Origin of the sequence: Pseudomonas sp. FDAARGOS_380, assembly GCF_002591235.1 — a bacterium.
Lineage (GTDB): Bacteria > Pseudomonadota > Gammaproteobacteria > Pseudomonadales > Pseudomonadaceae > Aquipseudomonas > Aquipseudomonas salmasensis.
Genome location: NZ_CP023969.1, coordinates 3,745,755 through 3,763,283, shown reverse-complemented (window position 1 = coordinate 3,763,283; position 17,529 = coordinate 3,745,755). Strand labels below are relative to the sequence as shown.

The window sequence follows — 17,529 nt, the reverse complement described above, 5'->3', positions numbered from 1 at the left end:
GGTCATCTATTTATGCACGGCCGGCAAGTGTGGCAGAAAAGCAGCCCATCTGGCAGGCGGTTGAGCTTCAACGGGTGTAAACCGAACCAAAATGTGGGAATAGGTTATAGCGGGTCTTTTCGGCGGTAGGGGAATACGTCGATCACCTTGCCGGCACGAATCGCGTCCTGCAGGCCCTTCCAGTAATCAGCGTTGTACAACTCGCCATGCAGCTCATCGAACAACCGGCGCTGCCCGGCGTCGGCAAACAGGAACGGCGGGAACTCTTCGGGGAACACGTCCAGCGGGCCGATGGAGTACCAGGGCTCGGAGGCCATTTCATCCTCGGGGGTACGCGGCGCGGGGATATGGCGGAAGTTGGCTTCGGTGAGAAAGCAGATTTCGTCGTAGTCGTAGAACACCACGCGGCCGTGGCGGGTGACGCCAAAGTTCTTCAGCAGCATGTCGCCGGGGAAGATATTCGCCGCCGCCAATTGCTTGATCGCCAGGCCGTAATCCTCCAATGCTTCGCGCACCTGGGCGGGGTTGGCGTTGTCGAGGTAGAGGTTGAGCGGGGTCATGCGTCGCTCGGTCCAGCAGTGGCGGATAAGCACGGTGTCGCCCTCCACTTCGACAGTACCGGCGGCGACTTCCAGCAACTCGGCCAGGCACTCGGGCTCGAACTTGCTCAAGGGGAAGCGGAAGTCGGCGAACTCCTGGGTATCGGCCATGCGCCCTACCCGGTCGACGCTTTTCACCAGGCGGTACTTTTCGATCACCGTGGCGCGGTTGACGTTTTTTGACGGTGAGAAGCGGTCCTTGATGATCTTGAACACCGTATTGAAACCCGGCAGCGTGAACACGCTCATGACCATGCCGCGCACGCCGGGGGCCATGATGAACTGGTCGTCGGTGGTAGCCAGGTGGTTGATCAGCGCGCGGTAGAACTCGGATTTGCCGTGCTTGTAGAAACCGATGGAGGTGTACAGCTCAGCAATGTGCTTGCCCGGCAGGATGCGCTTGAGAAAGCCGATGAACTCGGCGGGCACCGGTACATCGACCATGAAGTAGGAACGGGTGAACGAGAAGATGATCGACACGTCGGCTTCGTCGGTGATCAACGCATCGATCTGGATGCCACGCCCTTCGCGGTGCAGCAGCGGGATCACCAGCGGCCATTGTTCGTCGCGGGTGTAGATGCGCCCCACGAGGTAGGCGCCTTTGTTGCGGTACAGCACTGAGGAAAACAACTCGACTTTGAGGTCCGGGTCCTTGCACACCCAATCCGGCAGGTTTTCCCGCAACTGGGCTTCGAGGCGGCGCAGGTCGGCGGGCAGGTCGGCGTAGGGCTCGCTGAAGCTGTAGTCAGAGAACACCTGCGCGAGCATGTCCGAAATTTTACCGGCCGGCGTGTAGATGCGGGTTTGCGCCGCCCGCGCCCGGCGCAGGCTTGGCCGGGTGGTGTGGATGAACATGCAGCCGTCGCTGATCAGGTCATGGCTGAACAAACCGCAGAAGATCGAGTTGTACCAGGTCTCGGACAGCTCATCGTCAAAGCGCAGGTCGATCAAGCCGATATAAGCGTTTTTTACCAAGGGCCACTGGCCGATGTCCTGCAACGCCGCAGCGTCAAAACTGGCGCGCAGGCGGGTCGTCACCTCAGCGACTTTCTCCTCATAGAGGTTGATGCGCGCCGCCGACGCGGCCTGCCCCAGCTGCCACTGGGCCTTCTCGAAGCGCTCACGGGCACCATCGGTGATCTGGCGGAAGTGCTCACGGTAATCGTCGAAACCGTCGAGGATCATCCGGGCGATAGCGAGGGCAGACTGCGACATGCGGGGAACCTCGAACGGGTATCTGGAAGCCCAGAGCTTAGCCAGTGAACCGAGGCAGGAGAAGAATGATTTTGCACGGGGGCGAACTGACTGCAATTAGCCATTGTGCCGACCTGCCCGCTGGGCAACACTTCTGCGCCCGATTGGCGTAGGAGTTTTCCGTGAGACCTGTTGACACCCTGTATCTGCTGGGGCTGGCTGCCATCTGGGGCGCGAGTTTCCTGTTCATGCGCATGATCGCGCCGGAAATCGGCACGGTGCCCACCGCGTTTTTCCGCGTGTCGATTGCCGCCGCGGGTTTATTGGTGATCCTGGCGATGATGCGCGTGAGCTGGGATTTCCAGGGCAAGTTCAAGACGGTCTTGCTGCTGGGGGTGATCAACTCGGGGATTCCCGCGACGATGTACTCGGTGGCGGCGCAGGTACTGCCGGCGGGCTATTCGGCGATTTTCAACGCCACCACACCGTTGATGGGTGTGTTGATTGGCGGATTGTTTTTCAGCGAACGCCTGACACCGTCGAAAATCGCGGGTGTCGCCTTGGGGCTGTTTGGCGTTGCCGTGCTCACACGTGCGGGGCCGGTGGCCTTTGATCTGGAATTATTGATGGGCGCGTTGGCGTGCCTGCTGGCAACCACCTGCTATGGCTTTGCCGGTTTCCTGGCGCGGCGTTGGCTGGACCAGCGCGGCGGGTTGGACAGCCGTCTCTCGGCCTTGGGCAGCATGTTGGGGGCGACGTTGTTCCTGTTGCCGTTCTTTGCCTACAGCGCCATCAGCCATCCACCCGCGAGTTGGGGCGGCTGGCAGGTGTGGTCGTCGCTACTGGGATTGGGGCTGGTGTGTACGGCGTTTGCCTACATCCTGTATTTCCGCCTGCTGTCATCCATTGGCCCGGTCAAGTCGATGACCGTGACCTTTATGATCCCGCCGTTCGGCGTGTTGTGGGGGGCGTTGCTGTTGGATGAGCCATTGTCCATGGCTCATCTGTATGGCGGAGTGTTGATCGCCGGGGCGTTGTGGTTGGTGCTGCGCCGGTCCAAATGACCACTTCACTATTGTAGGAGCGAGGGGGACGCCTAGTTCTTGCTCGCGAAAAACCCGAGAGCACCCTGTTCATTCAGGATGCCCTCGTTATCGTTGACGTTCTTCGCGAGCAAGCTCGCTCCTACAAGGGGTGGGTTTTAGTGCTTACGGAACACGAAGATCAAACCGACGATGATCAACGCCATCCCCAGCACGCTCAGCAGGGCCAGGCGATTGCCGAAGATCAGGTAGTCCATCACCGCGGTTACCGCCGGCACCAGATAAAACAAACTGGTGACATTCACCAGGTTGCCCCGGGCAATCAGGCGGTACAGCAACAACGTCGCCAGCACGGACACCACCAGCCCCATCCACAGCACCGGCAGGTAAAAGCGCGCACTGTGTTCAAAGTGGAACGGCTGGAACGGCACAAACACCGCGCACAGCAGCAACCCGGCCAGGTATTGCAGTGGCAGCGTACCCAAGGGGTTGTCGGTGATGCGCTTTTGCATGATCGAGCCAAACGTCATGCTCGCCAGCGCCAGCAATCCGAACAGCATCCCTGCCAGGGACATGCCCGCCAGCCCGATGCCTTGGTAAACCACCATGATCAGGCCCGCCAACCCCAACCCCAGGCCAAACAGCCGGCGCCAGGAGCGTTGGCGCTCCATCAGCACCACTGTAAGGATCGGCTGCACGCCCATGATGGTCGCCATCACCCCAGGGGTGACGTTGAGGTCCAGGGCCAGCAGATAGAAAATCTGGTAGGCCCCCAGCAATACCAGGCCCGTCGCCGCCGCATACAGCAGGGGCTTGCCGGGACGTGGCAGCTTCAACTTGAGGATCGGTACCAGCACCACCAACCCCATCAGGGCGATGGCAAAGCGGATCAGCAGAAAGGCAAAGGGCGAAGCATGGGCCAGGCCCAACTTGGAGAAGATCGCCCCGCTGCTCCACAGCAGGACAAACACGCTCGTCGAGGCCGCCGCGGCCACGGATTGTTTCGAAAGCAAAGACATGGTTACCACCTGTTATCAGGCCAAAAGCCGACTCAGTAGAAACTGAATTTCAGTAGGTTTTTTCAGGCAGGCACGGGGCAACAGCGGATTGCTGATCAGCCCGAAATGCCAACACCCGGCGGTGATACGACTGCGTACACCGGCGTGCTACTGACAGGTGGGGGGTAGTGACTGATCTGCGCAGGCTGCTTGCCACGGCACGGCACGACCACAGCGTTGACCGCTGAATCGACTACCGCTATGCGCTGGGAAGCTGGCATGTGCTGATCTTTTTGAAGGGATAAAGACGCGACGACTATAACCAGCCGCAAACATACTTTGCAATCCTTTCCCCCTTGCCTTGTACGTGGAGGCGTTTTCATGCCCTAGAACCTGGCCACTCGCTATAATGCCGCCCGGATTTTTCGAAGGATTTCACATGATTGCTTTGCCCTGGCTGTACCTCACCCTACTTTCCATTGGCTATGTCGTGGCCTTGATCTACGGCCAACTGGGCGTACTGGCGGCGGTCTCCATCGCACTGCTGCTGGTGGCCGGGTATGCCGTACGCCAGCAACGCAACCCTTGGGCGCGCTACCTGGGCCACGGTTTGTTTATCGTCCTGGCCCTGGGCCTGGCGATGCACTGGTTGCCGGGGTTCTATAACGGTCGCGGTATTGCGCCCCAGCGTTTCACTCCGGACTCAGTGCCCTTCTCGATGTACCTGAACCAGGACAAACCCCTGATCGGCTTCTGGCTGTTGCTGGCCTGCCCGTGGATTGTGGCGCGGCGCTCATTGCGCCTGTCGATCTGCGTCACGGCCGTGGCCCTGACCCTGGCCGCTATCGCCGCCTTGGGTGGCGCGGCCCTGATGGGGATGATCAGTTGGGCGCCGAAATGGCCGGACGAGGCGTGGCTGTGGGTGTTGAATAACCTGCTGCTGGTGACGCTGGTCGAAGAAGCGCTGTTTCGCGGGTATATCCAGGGCGGCCTGAGCCGACGCTTCAAACACCTGCCCTATGGCGAAAACCTCGCGCTGCTGCTGGCCTCACTGTTATTCGGCCTGGTGCATTTTGCTGCGGGTTGGCAGTGGATGCTGCTGGCGAGTATTGCCGGCGTGGGTTACGGCCTGGCGTATCGCTTTGGCGGGCTCGGCGCGGCGATTGCCACGCATTTTGGCTTGAATCTGCTGCACTTCGGCCTGTTCACCTACCCGATGCTCGCCGGCTAAGCCTTCCTCACTGTAGGAGCGAGCTTGCTCGCGAAGTACTTCAACGCTAACGCGGGCATCCTGAATGAACGCGTTGCCCTTGAGTACTTCGCGAGCAAGCTCGCTCCTACAGGGGCAACGCCGTTCGCAGGATTGTTGCAAAAATAAGTTAAATAAATGCCCCGCATGGCCGATACCCCCTGAAAGCCTTGCGGATTGAACAATCATGCGTAATAACCAACCCGTTACCCAGCGCGAACGTACCTTCCCCGCTCAGCAACGGTTGATCTCCACCACGGATGCCAAGGGTGTGATTACCTACTGCAACGACGCCTTTGTCGAAATCAGTGGGTTCACCCGAGAAGAACTGATCCGCGCCCCACACAACCTGGTGCGTCACCCGGATGTGCCGCCGGCCGTGTTCGCGCATATGTGGTCCACGCTCAAACAAGGCTTGCCATGGATGGGCATTGTCAAGAATCGCTGCAAGACCGGTGACCACTACTGGGTGAACGCCTATGTGACGCCGGTCTTCGACGGTAACCAGGTGATCGGCTACGAATCGGTGCGCATCAAGCCCACCGCCGAGCAGATCCGCCGGGCCGAAGCGCTCTATCAACGCATCAACCAGGGCAAGTCGGCCGTTCCCCAGCGGGACAAGTGGCTGCCGGTGTTGCAGGACTGGCTACCGTTTATCCTGGTCAGCCAACTGAGCTTCATGATCGGCGCCACCCTCACCTCCCAATGGGGCTTTGCCCTGGCAGCGGCGCTGTCGGTGCCGTTGGGCCTGCTGGGCCTGAGCTGGCAGCAGCGTGGCCTCAAGCGTTTGCTGCGCCTGGCCGAACAGACCACGTCCGACCCGTTGATCGCGCAGATGTACACCGACAGCCGTGGCGCACAAGCGCGCCTGGAAATGTCGATCCTCAGCCAGGAAGCGCGTCTGAAGACCTGTCTTACCCGCCTGCAAGACACCGCCGAGCACCTCAACGACCAGGCGGCGCAGTCCAACACCCTGGCGCACAACAGCTCCAGCGGCCTGGAACGCCAGCGCGTGGAAACCGAACAGGTGGCCACTGCGGTGAACCAGATGGCGGCGACCACCCAGGAAGTGGCCAGCCACGTACAGCGCACCGCCGATGCCACCCAGGAAGCCAACCGCCTGACCGGGCGCGGGCGCGATATCGCCGGGGAAACTCGCGAGGCGATTCAGCGTCTTTCGGCAGCCGTTGGGGAGACTGGCGTGACCGTCACGCAACTGGCCAAAGACAGCGATGAAATCGGTGGCGTGGTCGATGTGATCAAAGGCATCGCCGACCAGACCAACCTGCTGGCCCTCAATGCCGCTATCGAAGCCGCGCGTGCTGGCGAGATGGGCCGTGGTTTTGCGGTGGTCGCCGATGAAGTGCGCCAACTGGCGCAACGCACCGCTGAATCGACCGGGCAGATCCATACCCTGATCGCCAAGCTGCAGCAAACCGCCAGCGCCGCCGTGCAAACCATGGACGCCGGGCACCGCCAGGCTGAAGAAGGTGTAGCGCGGGTGATGGAAGCGGACCAGGCCTTGGTGGGCATCAGTGAGGCGGTGGCCAATATCACCGACATGACCACCCAGATTGCCGCTGCTACCGAAGAGCAAAGCGCGGTGGCCGAGGAGATCAGCCGTAACATCAGCACCATTGCGCTGTTGGCGGACCAGACCTCGGAGCAGGCGATGAACTCGGCGCAGTTGAGTGAAGAGCTGACGCATACGGCGAATACTCAGTACTCGCTGGTGGAGCGTTTTAACCGATAAACCGCTATCGCAGGCAAGCCAGCTCCCACATTGGACGGCATTTCCAATGTAGGAGGGGGCTTGCCCCCGATAGGCATAAGCATCTACACAACTCTGTGAGCTGTAGGCGCAAACGGTAACCACGATGCGAAGCGAGTAGCTCTTGATCTTGCTTTTGATCTTAGGCGCCCCGTTAAACCACGCTGGCCGGAATTCGACAGGGATTTGGGGGGTAAACCGGCAAGGATGCCGGTTTAGCCGCCCCGCGCCATGGATGGCGCGTGGCGGCGACCCCCCAAATCACTGGCGGATTACGGGCACACCGAGCCCAAGCGAGGTGCCGAGTGGTGGGGCAAGAGCGTTTTGCTTACTTTTGCGCTTTTCAAAAGTGAGCCGCCGTCAGGGCGGAACCCTAAGTGGCCGTTACCGCAGGAATGGATATGTACACGGTCCAACTGTGTTGACTGTTAGGCCGTCTTCGCGAGCAAGCCCGCTCCCACATTTGGATCGCGTTGTATCATTTAGAGAGTCGTTGGCAGTCAGGCCGTCACGGGAGCAAGCTCCCTCGCCACAGGGTCAGCGTCGTACCGAAGTTGTGTAGATACCTATGCCCCGATAGGGCCCTAACAGGCCCTGAGAAACTCAGCCACCTGCACCGCCGCCGCCTCCAGATGCTGCTCATGGCTGAACCCAGAAGCCTTCAGCGGCTTCAAGTCATGATCCCCCGCCACCAGCCACATCACCTCGATACTCTGTGACAACTCATAACCCTGCACCGCCGCCCGATTGCCCAAGGCATCGCGCTCGCCCTGCACTATCAAGGTGGGCGTCTTCAGCGCAGCCAAATGCTCCACCCGGGGTTTCTCTGGCTTGCCCACCGCGTAGAACGGATAGCCCAGGCACACCAACCCATCGGCGCCCAATTCATCGGCCAACAAACTGGCCATGCGCCCGCCCATCGACTTGCCGCCAATCGCCAGTTTCCCAGCGACATGACGTCGCACCTGGGCATACACCTCACGCCACGCCTCCAGCAGTTTCGGCGCCGGATTCGGCGGGCGTTTGCCCCCGTCCAAGCGGCGCTGGGCCATGTACGGGAACTCGAAGCGCAACACGCTCACGCCATGCCCGGCAAGGCGTGCAGCCATGTCGTTCATGAACGCCGAGTCCATCGGTGCGCCGGCGCCGTGGGCCAGGATCAGCGTGACCGGCTCACCCGACGTCGTGCCCGTGGCGACGTCCCACAACCAGCCATGTTCCCGTACACACTGCGCCCATTGATCCCCGTCAATACTGGCCTTGTGCTCTTTGCCCATGCTTGCCTCGCTTTTTAGTCTGCCTATAACTCCAGCCCAAGTGCCGCACTTGCTTGGGTTGAACCGTGGATGGGGAACCATGAACACTACTTTAAGTACCGCCTATAACTACAAGGTGGTCCGCCAATTCGCCATTATGACGGTGGTGTGGGGCATCGTCGGCATGGGGCTCGGGGTTTTTCTCGCCGCCCAATTGGTTTGGCCTGCGCTCAACTTCGATTTGCCTTGGACCAGCTTCGGCCGCCTGCGCCCTTTGCACACCAACGCGGTGATCTTCGCGTTCGGTGGCTGTGCGCTGTTCGCCAGCTCCTTTTACTCGGTGCAACGCACCTGCCAGACACAGCTGTTCGCGCCGAAAGTCGCCGCGTTCTGCTTCTGGGGCTGGCAGCTTGTGATCCTGCTGGCCGCGATCAGCCTGCCACTGGGCTACACCAGCTCCAAGGAATACGCCGAACTGGAATGGCCGATCGACATCCTGATCACCATCGTCTGGGTCGCTTACGCCATCGTGTTCTTCGGCACGATCATGAAACGCAAGACCAAGCACATCTATGTGGGCAACTGGTTCTTCGGTGCGTTCATCATCACCGTGGCCATTTTGCATATCGTCAATAACCTGGAAATCCCGGTCAGCCTGACCAAGTCCTACTCGCTGTACGGAGGTGCGACGGATGCCATGGTGCAGTGGTGGTATGGGCATAACGCAGTAGGCTTTTTCCTCACTGCGGGCTTCCTCGGCATGATGTACTACTTCGTGCCCAAGCAGGCAGAACGCCCGGTGTATTCGTATCGCTTGTCGATCGTGCACTTCTGGGCGCTGATCACCCTGTACATCTGGGCCGGCCCGCACCACTTGCACTACACCGCCCTGCCGGACTGGGCACAGTCCCTGGGCATGGTGATGTCGCTGGTGCTGCTGGCACCGAGCTGGGGCGGCATGATCAACGGCATGATGACCCTCTCGGGCGCCTGGCATAAGCTGCGCAGCGACCCGATCCTGCGCTTTTTGGTGGTCTCCCTGGCGTTCTACGGCATGTCGACCTTCGAAGGCCCGATGATGGCGATCAAGACCGTCAACGCCCTCTCCCACTACACCGACTGGACCATCGGCCACGTACACGCCGGCGCGCTGGGTTGGGTGGCGATGATCTCCATCGGCGCGCTGTACCACATGATCCCGAAAATCTTCGGTCGCGAGCAGATGTACAGCCTCGGCCTGATCAACGCGCACTTCTGGCTGGCCACCATCGGCACCGTGCTCTACATCGCCTCGATGTGGGTCAACGGCATCGCCCAGGGCCTGATGTGGCGTGCGGTCAACGAAGACGGCACCCTCACCTACTCCTTCGTCGAAACCCTGGTGGCCAGCCACCCAGGCTTCATCGTGCGTCTGGTGGGCGGTGCGATCTTCCTCAGCGGCATGTTCCTGATGGCTTACAACACATGGCGCACCGTGCGTTCGGCGCAACCTGCCGAAGTCACCGCTGCCGCGCAGATGGCCTGAGGAGTCGATGATGAAACACGAAACGATTGAAAAGAACGTCGGCCTGTTGATGCTGCTGATGGTGCTCGCCGTCAGCATCGGTGGCCTGACCCAGATCGTCCCGCTGTTCTTCCAGGACGTGACCAACAAGCCGGTCGAAGGCATGAAGCCCTACACCGCGCTGCAACTGGAAGGCCGCGACATCTACATCCGCGAAGGCTGCGTACAGTGCCATTCGCAGATGATCCGCCCGTTCCGCGCCGAGACCGAGCGCTACGGCCACTATTCGGTGGCTGGCGAAAGCGTGTGGGACCACCCGTTCCTGTGGGGCTCCAAACGTACCGGCCCGGACCTGGCCCGCGTCGGCGCACGCTACTCGGACGACTGGCACCGCGCGCACTTGTACAACCCGCGCAACGTGGTGCCGGAGTCGAAAATGCCGGCCTACCCCTGGCTGGTCACCGCCGCCGTCGACAGCAGCCACACCGAGACCAAGCTGAAAGTGATGCGCACCCTCGGCGTGCCGTACACCGACGACGACATCAATGGCGCCGTCGCCAGCCTCAAGGGCAAGACCGAGATGGACGCGCTGGTTTCCTACCTGCAAGTGCTCGGCACTGCCATCAAGAGCAAGAGGTGAGCCATGGGATTTGAATTCGATGCAGGCACCATCCGCGGCCTGGGCACGCTGGTGGTTGCCATCGCCTTTATCGGCCTGTCGCTGTGGGTATTCAACAACCGCCGCAATGCGGAATTCGAGCAGGCGCGCCTGCTGCCGTTTGCCGATGAACCTTCCCCACCCGACGCTCAAGCAGAGCCAGCCACAAGGAGCACTCGGCCATGACTACGTTCTGGAGTACATGGATCTGCGTATTGACCCTGGGCAGCCTCATCGGCCTGACCTGGCTGTTGGTCGGCACCCGCAAGGGCGAGACCAAGGGCAGCGTCGACCAGACCATGGGCCACGCCTTCGACGGTATCGAGGAATACGACAACCCGCTGCCCCAGTGGTGGTTCATGTTGTTCGCCGGCACCCTGGTCTTTGCCGTCGGCTACCTGATCCTCTACCCGGGCCTGGGCAACTGGAAAGGCGTGCTGCCGGGCTATGAAGACGGCTGGACCCAGACCAAGGAATGGGACAAGGAAATGGCCAAGGCCGACGCCAGGTTCGGGCCGATCTTCGCCAAGTTCGCGGCCATGCCGGTGGAAGAAGTCGCCAAGGACCCGCAAGCACTGAAGATGGGCGGTCGCCTGTTCGCCTCCAACTGTGCGGTGTGTCACGGCTCGGACGCCAAGGGCGCCTATGGCTTCCCCAACCTGGCGGACAACAACTGGCGCTGGGGTGGCTCGGCTGAGGCTATCAAGGCCACCATCCTGAACGGTCGCCACGCGGCGATGCCGGCCTGGGGTGAAGTGCTGGGCGAAGACGGGGTGAAGAACGTCGCCGCTTACGTGCGCCACGACCTGGCCAAGCTGCCGTTGCCTGCTGACAACAGCGCAGACCTGGCAGCCGGGCAAGCCGCGTTCAACACCACCTGCGTCGCCTGCCACGGCCCGCAAGGCCACGGCGTGGAAGCCATGGGCGCGCCCAACCTGACCGAGCCAGCAGGCTTTATCTACGGCACCAGCCTGGCGCAGTTGCAGCAGACCATCCGCCATGGCCGCCAGGGCCAAATGCCGGCCCAGGACGTGCTGCAAGGCAACGACAAGGTGCACCTGCTGGCAGCTTACGTGTACAGCCTGTCCCACAACGCTGAAGGTGCAACGCCAGACAGCGCGACCGAGTAACCGCTGCCCCGGCCCGGGGCGGCAACCCGTTTCACTGTAGGAGCGAGCTTGCTCGCGAAGAACTTCAGAGCGCCGCGTTTATGCTGGATAAGCGTGGTGCCCTCAGGTTCTTCGCGAGCAAGCTCGCTCCTACAGGAATCGGGTGTTGTTTTCATTTGCGCGACCAAGTGTCGCACCTCTTCCAAGCCTACCTTTCCCCTCCTCCTATTCGGGTCTACGCTTGTTCCCACAGTGGACCATTCCTGGCCTACGCGACGGTAGCCGTTGCGCCCCTGAAATTTCCTGTCCACTCGATCAGCTTTCTATTTTGGATTTTGTCCCTACGTCAAACATGGAAAGGGCGCAGAATCTGGCGTGGAACGCATTGATCCAGGTCAGCCATTGCGTTGCAATGGCCCCTCGCTTTCTACATACTTGCGGCCGATTTTACCTATAAAAAAACCTAAACCGTGGAACCTTAGAATGAGCACAGCAATCAGTCCGACTGCTTATAACTATAAGGTAGTCCGCCAGTTCGCCATCATGACGGTGGTCTGGGGGATCCTTGGCATGGGGCTCGGGGTGTTCATCGCCTCGCAACTGGTTTGGCCGCAATTGAATTTCGACCTACCCTGGACGACTTTCGGCCGCCTGCGCCCGCTGCACACCAACCTGGTGATCTTCGCCTTCGGCGGATGTGCACTGTTTGCCACCTCCTACTATGTCGTGCAGCGCACCTGCCAGACGCGACTGATCTCCGATGGCCTTGCCGCCTTCACCTTCTGGGGCTGGCAGGCGGTCATCGTCGGCGCCATCATCAGCCTGCCCCTGGGCTACACCACCACCAAGGAATACGCCGAGCTGGAATGGCCGATCGCCATTTTGCTTGCCATCGTGTGGGTGACCTACGGCCTGGTGTTCTTCGGCACCATCGTCAAGCGCAAGACCAAGCACATCTACGTGGGCAACTGGTTCTACGGCGCCTTTATCGTGGTCACGGCGATGCTGCACATCGTCAACCACGCCTCCCTGCCGGTGAACCTGTTCAAGTCCTATTCGGCCTATTCCGGCGCAACGGACGCGATGATCCAGTGGTGGTACGGCCACAACGCCGTAGGCTTCTTCCTCACCACCGGTTTCCTGGGGATGATGTACTACTTCGTGCCCAAGCAAGCCGAGCGTCCGATCTACTCGTATCGCCTGTCCATCGTGCACTTCTGGGCGCTGATCACCCTGTACATCTGGGCCGGCCCTCACCACTTGCACTACACCGCCTTGCCGGATTGGGCACAGTCCCTGGGCATGGCGATGTCGATCATCCTGCTGGCGCCAAGCTGGGGCGGCATGATCAACGGCATGATGACCCTGTCGGGCGCCTGGCATAAGCTGCGCACCGACCCGATCCTACGGTTTTTGGTGGTGTCCTTGGCGTTCTACGGCATGTCGACCTTCGAAGGGCCGATGATGGCGATCAAGACCGTCAACTCGCTGTCCCACTACACCGACTGGACCATCGGCCACGTGCACGCCGGCGCGCTGGGTTGGGTGGCGATGATCTCCATCGGCGCGCTGTACCACATGATCCCCAAACTGTTCGGCCGCGCGCAGATGCACAGTGTCGGGCTGATCAACGCGCACTTCTGGCTGGCCACTATCGGCACTGTGCTCTACATCGCCTCGATGTGGGTCAACGGCATCACCCAGGGCCTGATGTGGCGTGCGATCAACGATGACGGCACCCTCACCTACTCCTTCGTCGAAGCGCTGCAAGCCAGCCACCCGGGCTTTATCGTACGTGCCCTGGGCGGTGCGTTCTTTGCCAGCGGCATGCTGTTGATGGCCTACAACGTGTGGCGCACCGTGCGTGCCAGCGACCCTGTTGAAGCCGAAGCCGCCACCAAGATCGCCGTTGTGGGAGCTCACTGATGAAGCATGAAGTAGTCGAGAAGAACATCGGCCTGCTGGCCTTCTTCATGGTCATCGCCGTGAGCATCGGCGGCCTGACCCAAATCGTCCCGCTGTTTTTCCAGGACGTGACTAACAAGCCGGTCGAAGGCATGAAGCCGCGCACCGCCCTTGAACTCGAAGGCCGCGACGTCTACATCGCCAACGGTTGCGTGGGCTGCCACTCGCAGATGATCCGCCCCTTCCGCGCCGAAACCGAACGCTACGGCCACTACTCGGTCGCCGGTGAAAGCGTGTGGGACCACCCGTTCCTGTGGGGTTCCAAGCGTACCGGCCCGGACCTGGCCCGTGTGGGTGGGCGTTACTCCGATGACTGGCAGCGTGCGCACCTGTACAACCCGCGCAACGTCGTGCCTGAGTCGAAAATGCCGGCGTACCCGTTCCTCGTGGAAAACAAGCTCGACGGCAAGGACACCGCCAAGAAGATGGAAGTCTTGCGCACCCTGGGCGTGCCCTACACCGACGAAGACATCGCCGGTGCGGCCGCCGCCGTGAAGGGCAAGACCGAAATGGACGCATTGGTGGCCTACCTGCAAGGCCTTGGCACCATCATCAAAAGCAAACGGTGACCTTCATGGATATCGGGATGATTCGTGGCCTGGGCACCGTTGTGGTGATGGTGGCCTTTATCGGCCTGGCGTTGTGGGTGTTCAGCCCACGGCGCAAGTCGGAGTTTGACGACGCGACCATGCTGCCCTTCGCAGATGACCCCGAAGCCATCAAGCACGTCGAGCAAGCTTCTAGGAGTAACAAAGAATGACTACGTTCTGGAGTCTGTACGTCACAGTCCTCAGTCTGGGTACCATCTTCGCCCTGACCTGGCTGCTGCTGTCGACCCGCAAGGGCCAGCGCACCGAGCAGACGGACGAGACCGTCGGCCACTCGTTCGACGGCATCGAGGAGTACGACAACCCGCTGCCCAAGTGGTGGTTCATGCTGTTTGTCGGCACCATCGTCTTCGCCCTTGGCTACCTGGTGCTCTACCCTGGCCTGGGCAACTGGAAGGGCCTGCTGCCGGGCTACAACTACCTCGACAACGACAAGCAAACCCCGTTCGCCAACGGCCAGACCGGCTGGACCGGCGTACACGAATGGGAAAAAGAAATGGCCAGGTCGGAAGCCAAGTTCGGGCCGATCTTCGCCAAGTTCGCGTCAATGCCGATTGAAGAAGTCGCCAAGGACCCGCAAGCCTTGAAGATGGGCGGCCGCCTGTTTGCCTCCAACTGCTCGGTGTGCCACGGCTCCGACGCCAAGGGCGCCTACGGCTTTCCCAACCTGACCGACGCCGACTGGCGCTGGGGTGGCGAACCCAACACCATCAAGGAAACCATCATGAAGGGCCGCCACGCGGTGATGCCAGGCTGGGCCGAAGTCATCGGCGAGCAGGGCGTGGCCGACGTAGCAGCCTTTGTGGTGACCAACCTCGACGGCCGCAAACTGCCGGAAGGCGCCAAGGCCGATGTGGCCAACGGTGAGAAACTCTTCGCCGCCAACTGCGTGGCCTGCCACGGCCCAGCCGGTAAAGGCACCCCAGCCATGGGTGCGCCTGATCTGACGCATCCGGGGGCGTTCATCTACGGTTCAAGCTTCGCGCAACTGCAGCAGACCATCCGTTATGGCCGCCAGGGCCAGATGCCGGCGCAAGAGCAGTTGCAAGGGAATGACAAGGTGCACTTGCTTGCGGCGTATGTGTATAGCTTGTCTCATGGGGATAAGAAGGCTGAGGAGCAGTAAGACCTCTGAAACAATGGAGCCCCGCGCAGCGAATGCTGGCGGGGCTTTTTTGTTCTGGCGCCGAACCTTGCAAAGCCAACTCTACCGTTCGTAACCTCAACCTTGCCGCGCGCACTCGCCAAGTAGTAACGTAACTACATTCAGTCCAGCGAAGGGGGCCTGCCCCATGACCATCACGACCATTTCCAGCCGCGAATTCAATCAAGACACAAGTGGTGCCAAAAAAGCCGCCCGCAAAGGGCCGGTTTTTATCACTGATCGCGGCAAGCCTGCCCATGTACTGCTAAGCATTGAGGAGTACCAGAAGCTGACAGGTCTGAACGCCGACATTGTCGACCTGTTGGTGATGCCGGAAGCGGCCGATATCGACTTCGAAACCGAACGTGCCGTGATCATTCATCGACCCGTGGACTTTTCTTGATGTACCTACTCGACACAAATGTGATCTCTGAACTGCGTAAACCTCAGGCCGATGCAAATGTCGTGGCGTGGGCAAAAAGCGTAGTAGCGCCGCGCATGTTTATTTCGGCGATCACGCTGAAGGAACTGGAAACCGGAGTCCTACGAATTGAACGGCGAGACCCGGTTCAGGGGAAGGTGTTGAGAACCTGGCTCAAGCGTCATGTAATGCCCGCCTTCGATGCCAGAATCCTGCCCGTCGATGCAGCAGTCGCGTTGCGTTGCGCGCACTTGCATGTACCCGACCGGGCCAACGAAAGCGATGCATTGATTGCCGCAACCGCGCTGGTTCACGGACTCACCGTAGTCACGCGCAACGTCAGCGACTTCAAATCGAGTGGCGTGCCACTGCTCAATCCATGGGACGAATGACCGGCTTACCGGCAAAAACCGTCCATACTTGCCAAGTCAATTGATCCAGATCATGTACACCATCAATTGATTTCCCCCAACGCGACCAAAGGTCGCACCCTTTGCGCACCATCGGGGGCGTATCATTAGGCCACTGCAACACCCTTAATTTGACCCCGGTTGGCACGTACTGGCCGAGGCAAATCTCCACCGCCGTGGGATGCAATGATGAGCGACCAGATACCGGTACATGACGTTACCCCGCCTGCCAAAACCGTCGACCTCTACGCTTCAAGAGAGAAGATCTACACCCGCGCCTTCACTGGCTTGTTCCGCAACTTGCGCATGGTCGGCGGTGCCGCTCTGTTCCTGTTGTACTTCGGCACCGTGTGGCTGAACTGGGGCGGTCATCAGGCGGTGTGGTGGAACCTGCCGGAGCGTAAATTCTTTATTTTTGGTGCGACGTTCTGGCCCCAGGATTTCATCCTGCTGTCGGGCATTCTCATTGTGGCGGCATTTGGCCTGTTCTTTATCACCGTGTACGCCGGGCGCGTGTGGTGCGGCTATACCTGCCCGCAAAGCGTGTGGACGTGGATCTTCATGTGGTGTGAAAAGGTCACCGAAGGCGACCGCAACCAGCGCATCAAGCTCGACAAGGCGCCGATGAGCGCCAACAAATTCCTGCGCAAGTTCAGCAAGCACAGCCTGTGGCTGCTGATTGGCTTTGCCACCGGCATTACCTTTGTCGGCTACTTCTCGCCGATCCGCGAACTGGTATTCGATTTCTTCACCGGCCAGGCCGATGGCTGGTCGTATTTCTGGGTGGGTTTCTTCACCCTCGCCACCTATGGCAACGCCGGCTGGCTGCGCGAGCAGGTGTGCATCTACATGTGCCCCTATGCGCGCTTCCAGAGCGTGATGTTCGACAAGGACACCTTGATCGTGTCCTACGACCCGCGCCGTGGCGAAGTACGTGGGCCACGTAAAAAGGGTACCGACTACAAGGCCCAGGGCCTGGGCGACTGCATCGATTGCACGATGTGTGTGCAGGTGTGCCCTACCGGTATCGACATCCGCGATGGGCTGCAAATCGAATGCATCGGCTGCGCCGCCTGTATCGATGCGTGCGACAACATCATGGACAAGATGGAGTACCCGCGCGGCCTGATCAGCTACACCACCGAACACAACCTGTCAGGGCAGAAAACCCATAAGCTGCGCCCGCGCCTGATCGGTTACGCCCTGGTGTTGCTGGCGATGATCAGCCTGTTGGTGGCCGCCTTCTTCATGCGCTCGCTGGTGGGTTTCGACGTCAGCAAGGACCGCGTGCTGTACCGCGAGAACGCCGAAGGGCGCATCGAAAACGTCTACAGCCTGAAGATCATGAACAAAGACCAGCGCGACCACACCTACGTGCTCGACGCCGCCGGCCTGCCAGACCTCAAGCTGCAAGGCCGTCGCGAAATCAAAGTGGCCGCCGGCGATATCGTCAGCATGCCAGTGGAGTTGTCGAGTGCGCCGGAGCAGTTGCCGTCGAGCACCAACGAGGTGACCTTCATCCTCGAAGACGCCGATGACACCAGCGTCCATATTGAAGCCAAGAGCCGATTCATCGGCCCACAAGTCCGTTAACAGGGAA

At 60.5% G+C, this 17,529-nt stretch carries 17 protein-coding genes; 14 read left to right on the top strand and 3 right to left on the bottom strand.

Annotated elements, in window-relative coordinates; all coding sequences use genetic code 11:
- Nucleotides 1–104: 104 nt before the first annotated feature.
- On the bottom strand, nt 105–1,814 hold the full coding sequence (aceK, locus tag CRN80_RS17630) for a bifunctional isocitrate dehydrogenase kinase/phosphatase (protein ID WP_098950683.1): 1,710 nt from the start codon (nt 1,812–1,814) through the stop codon (nt 105–107).
- A 161-nt stretch (nt 1,815–1,975) separates the two neighbouring features.
- Here aceK and CRN80_RS17625 point away from each other — a divergent pair, with 161 nt between their 5' ends.
- Entirely contained in the window at nt 1,976–2,857 is an 882-nt protein-coding gene (locus tag CRN80_RS17625) for a DMT family transporter (protein WP_094774051.1), read from the top strand.
- A 137-nt stretch (nt 2,858–2,994) separates the two neighbouring features.
- On the opposite strand, the gene CRN80_RS17620 is transcribed toward CRN80_RS17625, so the two are convergent.
- Nucleotides 2,995–3,855, bottom strand: coding sequence for a DMT family transporter (locus CRN80_RS17620; protein ID WP_098950682.1), 861 nt, complete (start codon nt 3,853–3,855; stop codon nt 2,995–2,997).
- A 418-nt stretch (nt 3,856–4,273) separates the two neighbouring features.
- On the opposite strand from CRN80_RS17620, the gene CRN80_RS17615 reads away from it, so the two are divergent.
- On the top strand, nt 4,274–5,065 hold the full coding sequence (locus CRN80_RS17615; RefSeq protein ID WP_032895842.1) for a CPBP family intramembrane glutamic endopeptidase: 792 nt from the start codon (nt 4,274–4,276) through the stop codon (nt 5,063–5,065).
- Nucleotides 5,066–5,270: 205 nt separating this feature from the next.
- Nucleotides 5,271–6,836: a PAS domain-containing methyl-accepting chemotaxis protein gene (locus CRN80_RS17610; RefSeq protein ID WP_032895841.1), complete on the top strand. Its 1,566-nt coding sequence runs from the start codon at nt 5,271–5,273 to the stop codon at nt 6,834–6,836.
- 602 nt (nt 6,837–7,438) lie between these two features.
- On the opposite strand, the gene CRN80_RS17600 is transcribed toward CRN80_RS17610, so the two are convergent.
- Nucleotides 7,439–8,131 carry an alpha/beta family hydrolase gene (locus CRN80_RS17600; protein ID WP_032895839.1) on the bottom strand — a complete coding sequence of 231 codons (693 nt, stop codon included), beginning with the start codon at nt 8,129–8,131 and terminating at the stop codon, nt 7,439–7,441.
- 79 nt (nt 8,132–8,210) lie between these two features.
- Between CRN80_RS17600 and ccoN (CRN80_RS17595) the strand changes: the two genes are divergently transcribed.
- From ccoN (CRN80_RS17595) to ccoG, 11 genes are all read left to right on the top strand, one after another.
- Nucleotides 8,211–9,635 carry a cytochrome-c oxidase, cbb3-type subunit I gene (gene ccoN, locus CRN80_RS17595; RefSeq protein ID WP_003193158.1) on the top strand — a complete coding sequence of 475 codons (1,425 nt, stop codon included), beginning with the start codon at nt 8,211–8,213 and terminating at the stop codon, nt 9,633–9,635.
- Nucleotides 9,636–9,645: 10 nt separating this feature from the next.
- On the top strand, nt 9,646–10,254 hold the full coding sequence (gene ccoO, locus CRN80_RS17590) for a cytochrome-c oxidase, cbb3-type subunit II (RefSeq protein ID WP_003193159.1): 609 nt from the start codon (nt 9,646–9,648) through the stop codon (nt 10,252–10,254).
- Nucleotides 10,255–10,257: 3 nt separating this feature from the next.
- Entirely contained in the window at nt 10,258–10,458 is a 201-nt protein-coding gene (locus CRN80_RS17585; RefSeq protein ID WP_003193161.1) for a cbb3-type cytochrome c oxidase subunit 3, read from the top strand.
- The gene (ccoP, locus tag CRN80_RS17580; RefSeq protein ID WP_003193162.1) at nt 10,455–11,402 is read left to right on the top strand and encodes a cytochrome-c oxidase, cbb3-type subunit III; all 948 of its coding nucleotides are present in this window, start codon (nt 10,455–10,457) and stop codon (nt 11,400–11,402) included. The genes CRN80_RS17585 and ccoP (CRN80_RS17580) overlap by 4 nt, the downstream gene beginning before the upstream one ends.
- A gap of 462 nt (nt 11,403–11,864) precedes the next feature.
- Complete coding sequence (gene ccoN / locus CRN80_RS17575; RefSeq protein WP_003193164.1) at nt 11,865–13,307, top strand: cytochrome-c oxidase, cbb3-type subunit I; 1,443 nt, start codon at nt 11,865–11,867, stop codon at nt 13,305–13,307.
- Nucleotides 13,307–13,915, top strand: coding sequence for a cytochrome-c oxidase, cbb3-type subunit II (ccoO, locus tag CRN80_RS17570; RefSeq protein ID WP_003193167.1), 609 nt, complete (start codon nt 13,307–13,309; stop codon nt 13,913–13,915). Before ccoN (CRN80_RS17575) ends, ccoO (CRN80_RS17570) begins: the two co-directional genes overlap by 1 nt.
- Before the next feature lie 5 nt (nt 13,916–13,920).
- Entirely contained in the window at nt 13,921–14,106 is a 186-nt protein-coding gene (locus CRN80_RS17565) for a CcoQ/FixQ family Cbb3-type cytochrome c oxidase assembly chaperone (RefSeq protein WP_003193169.1), read from the top strand.
- Entirely contained in the window at nt 14,103–15,080 is a 978-nt protein-coding gene (gene ccoP / locus CRN80_RS17560) for a cytochrome-c oxidase, cbb3-type subunit III (protein WP_003193173.1), read from the top strand. The genes CRN80_RS17565 and ccoP (CRN80_RS17560) overlap by 4 nt, the downstream gene beginning before the upstream one ends.
- Before the next feature lie 166 nt (nt 15,081–15,246).
- Nucleotides 15,247–15,501 (top strand): type II toxin-antitoxin system Phd/YefM family antitoxin, encoded by a 255-nt coding sequence (locus CRN80_RS17555; RefSeq protein WP_003193175.1) that lies wholly within the window; start codon nt 15,247–15,249, stop codon nt 15,499–15,501.
- Nucleotides 15,501–15,911 (top strand): type II toxin-antitoxin system VapC family toxin, encoded by a 411-nt coding sequence (locus CRN80_RS17550; RefSeq protein ID WP_032895837.1) that lies wholly within the window; start codon nt 15,501–15,503, stop codon nt 15,909–15,911. Before CRN80_RS17555 ends, CRN80_RS17550 begins: the two co-directional genes overlap by 1 nt.
- A 207-nt stretch (nt 15,912–16,118) precedes the next feature.
- Complete coding sequence (ccoG, locus tag CRN80_RS17545; protein ID WP_034128398.1) at nt 16,119–17,522, top strand: cytochrome c oxidase accessory protein CcoG; 1,404 nt, start codon at nt 16,119–16,121, stop codon at nt 17,520–17,522.
- Nucleotides 17,523–17,529 lie beyond the last annotated feature (7 nt).

What these genes read in the sequence shown, in the direction of transcription:
- CRN80_RS17550 (WP_032895837.1), top strand. Translation starts at nt 15,501, where the DNA reads ATGTACCTACTCGACACAAATGTGATCTCTGAACTGCGTAAACCTCAG.
- ccoN (WP_003193158.1), top strand. Translation starts at nt 8,211, where the DNA reads ATGAACACTACTTTAAGTACCGCCTATAACTACAAGGTGGTCCGCCAA.
- ccoN (WP_003193164.1), top strand. Translation starts at nt 11,865, where the DNA reads ATGAGCACAGCAATCAGTCCGACTGCTTATAACTATAAGGTAGTCCGC.
- ccoO (WP_003193167.1), top strand. Translation starts at nt 13,307, where the DNA reads ATGAAGCATGAAGTAGTCGAGAAGAACATCGGCCTGCTGGCCTTCTTC.
- ccoG (WP_034128398.1), top strand. Translation starts at nt 16,119, where the DNA reads ATGAGCGACCAGATACCGGTACATGACGTTACCCCGCCTGCCAAAACC.
- ccoP (WP_003193162.1), top strand. Translation starts at nt 10,455, where the DNA reads ATGACTACGTTCTGGAGTACATGGATCTGCGTATTGACCCTGGGCAGC.
- ccoO (WP_003193159.1), top strand. Translation starts at nt 9,646, where the DNA reads ATGAAACACGAAACGATTGAAAAGAACGTCGGCCTGTTGATGCTGCTG.
- CRN80_RS17555 (WP_003193175.1), top strand. Translation starts at nt 15,247, where the DNA reads ATGACCATCACGACCATTTCCAGCCGCGAATTCAATCAAGACACAAGT.
- ccoP (WP_003193173.1), top strand. Translation starts at nt 14,103, where the DNA reads ATGACTACGTTCTGGAGTCTGTACGTCACAGTCCTCAGTCTGGGTACC.
- CRN80_RS17610 (WP_032895841.1), top strand. Translation starts at nt 5,271, where the DNA reads ATGCGTAATAACCAACCCGTTACCCAGCGCGAACGTACCTTCCCCGCT.
- CRN80_RS17600 (WP_032895839.1), bottom strand. Translation starts at nt 8,131, where the DNA reads ATGGGCAAAGAGCACAAGGCCAGTATTGACGGGGATCAATGGGCGCAG.
- CRN80_RS17585 (WP_003193161.1), top strand. Translation starts at nt 10,258, where the DNA reads ATGGGATTTGAATTCGATGCAGGCACCATCCGCGGCCTGGGCACGCTG.
- aceK (WP_098950683.1), bottom strand. Translation starts at nt 1,814, where the DNA reads ATGTCGCAGTCTGCCCTCGCTATCGCCCGGATGATCCTCGACGGTTTC.
- CRN80_RS17615 (WP_032895842.1), top strand. Translation starts at nt 4,274, where the DNA reads ATGATTGCTTTGCCCTGGCTGTACCTCACCCTACTTTCCATTGGCTAT.
- CRN80_RS17620 (WP_098950682.1), bottom strand. Translation starts at nt 3,855, where the DNA reads ATGTCTTTGCTTTCGAAACAATCCGTGGCCGCGGCGGCCTCGACGAGC.
- CRN80_RS17565 (WP_003193169.1), top strand. Translation starts at nt 13,921, where the DNA reads ATGGATATCGGGATGATTCGTGGCCTGGGCACCGTTGTGGTGATGGTG.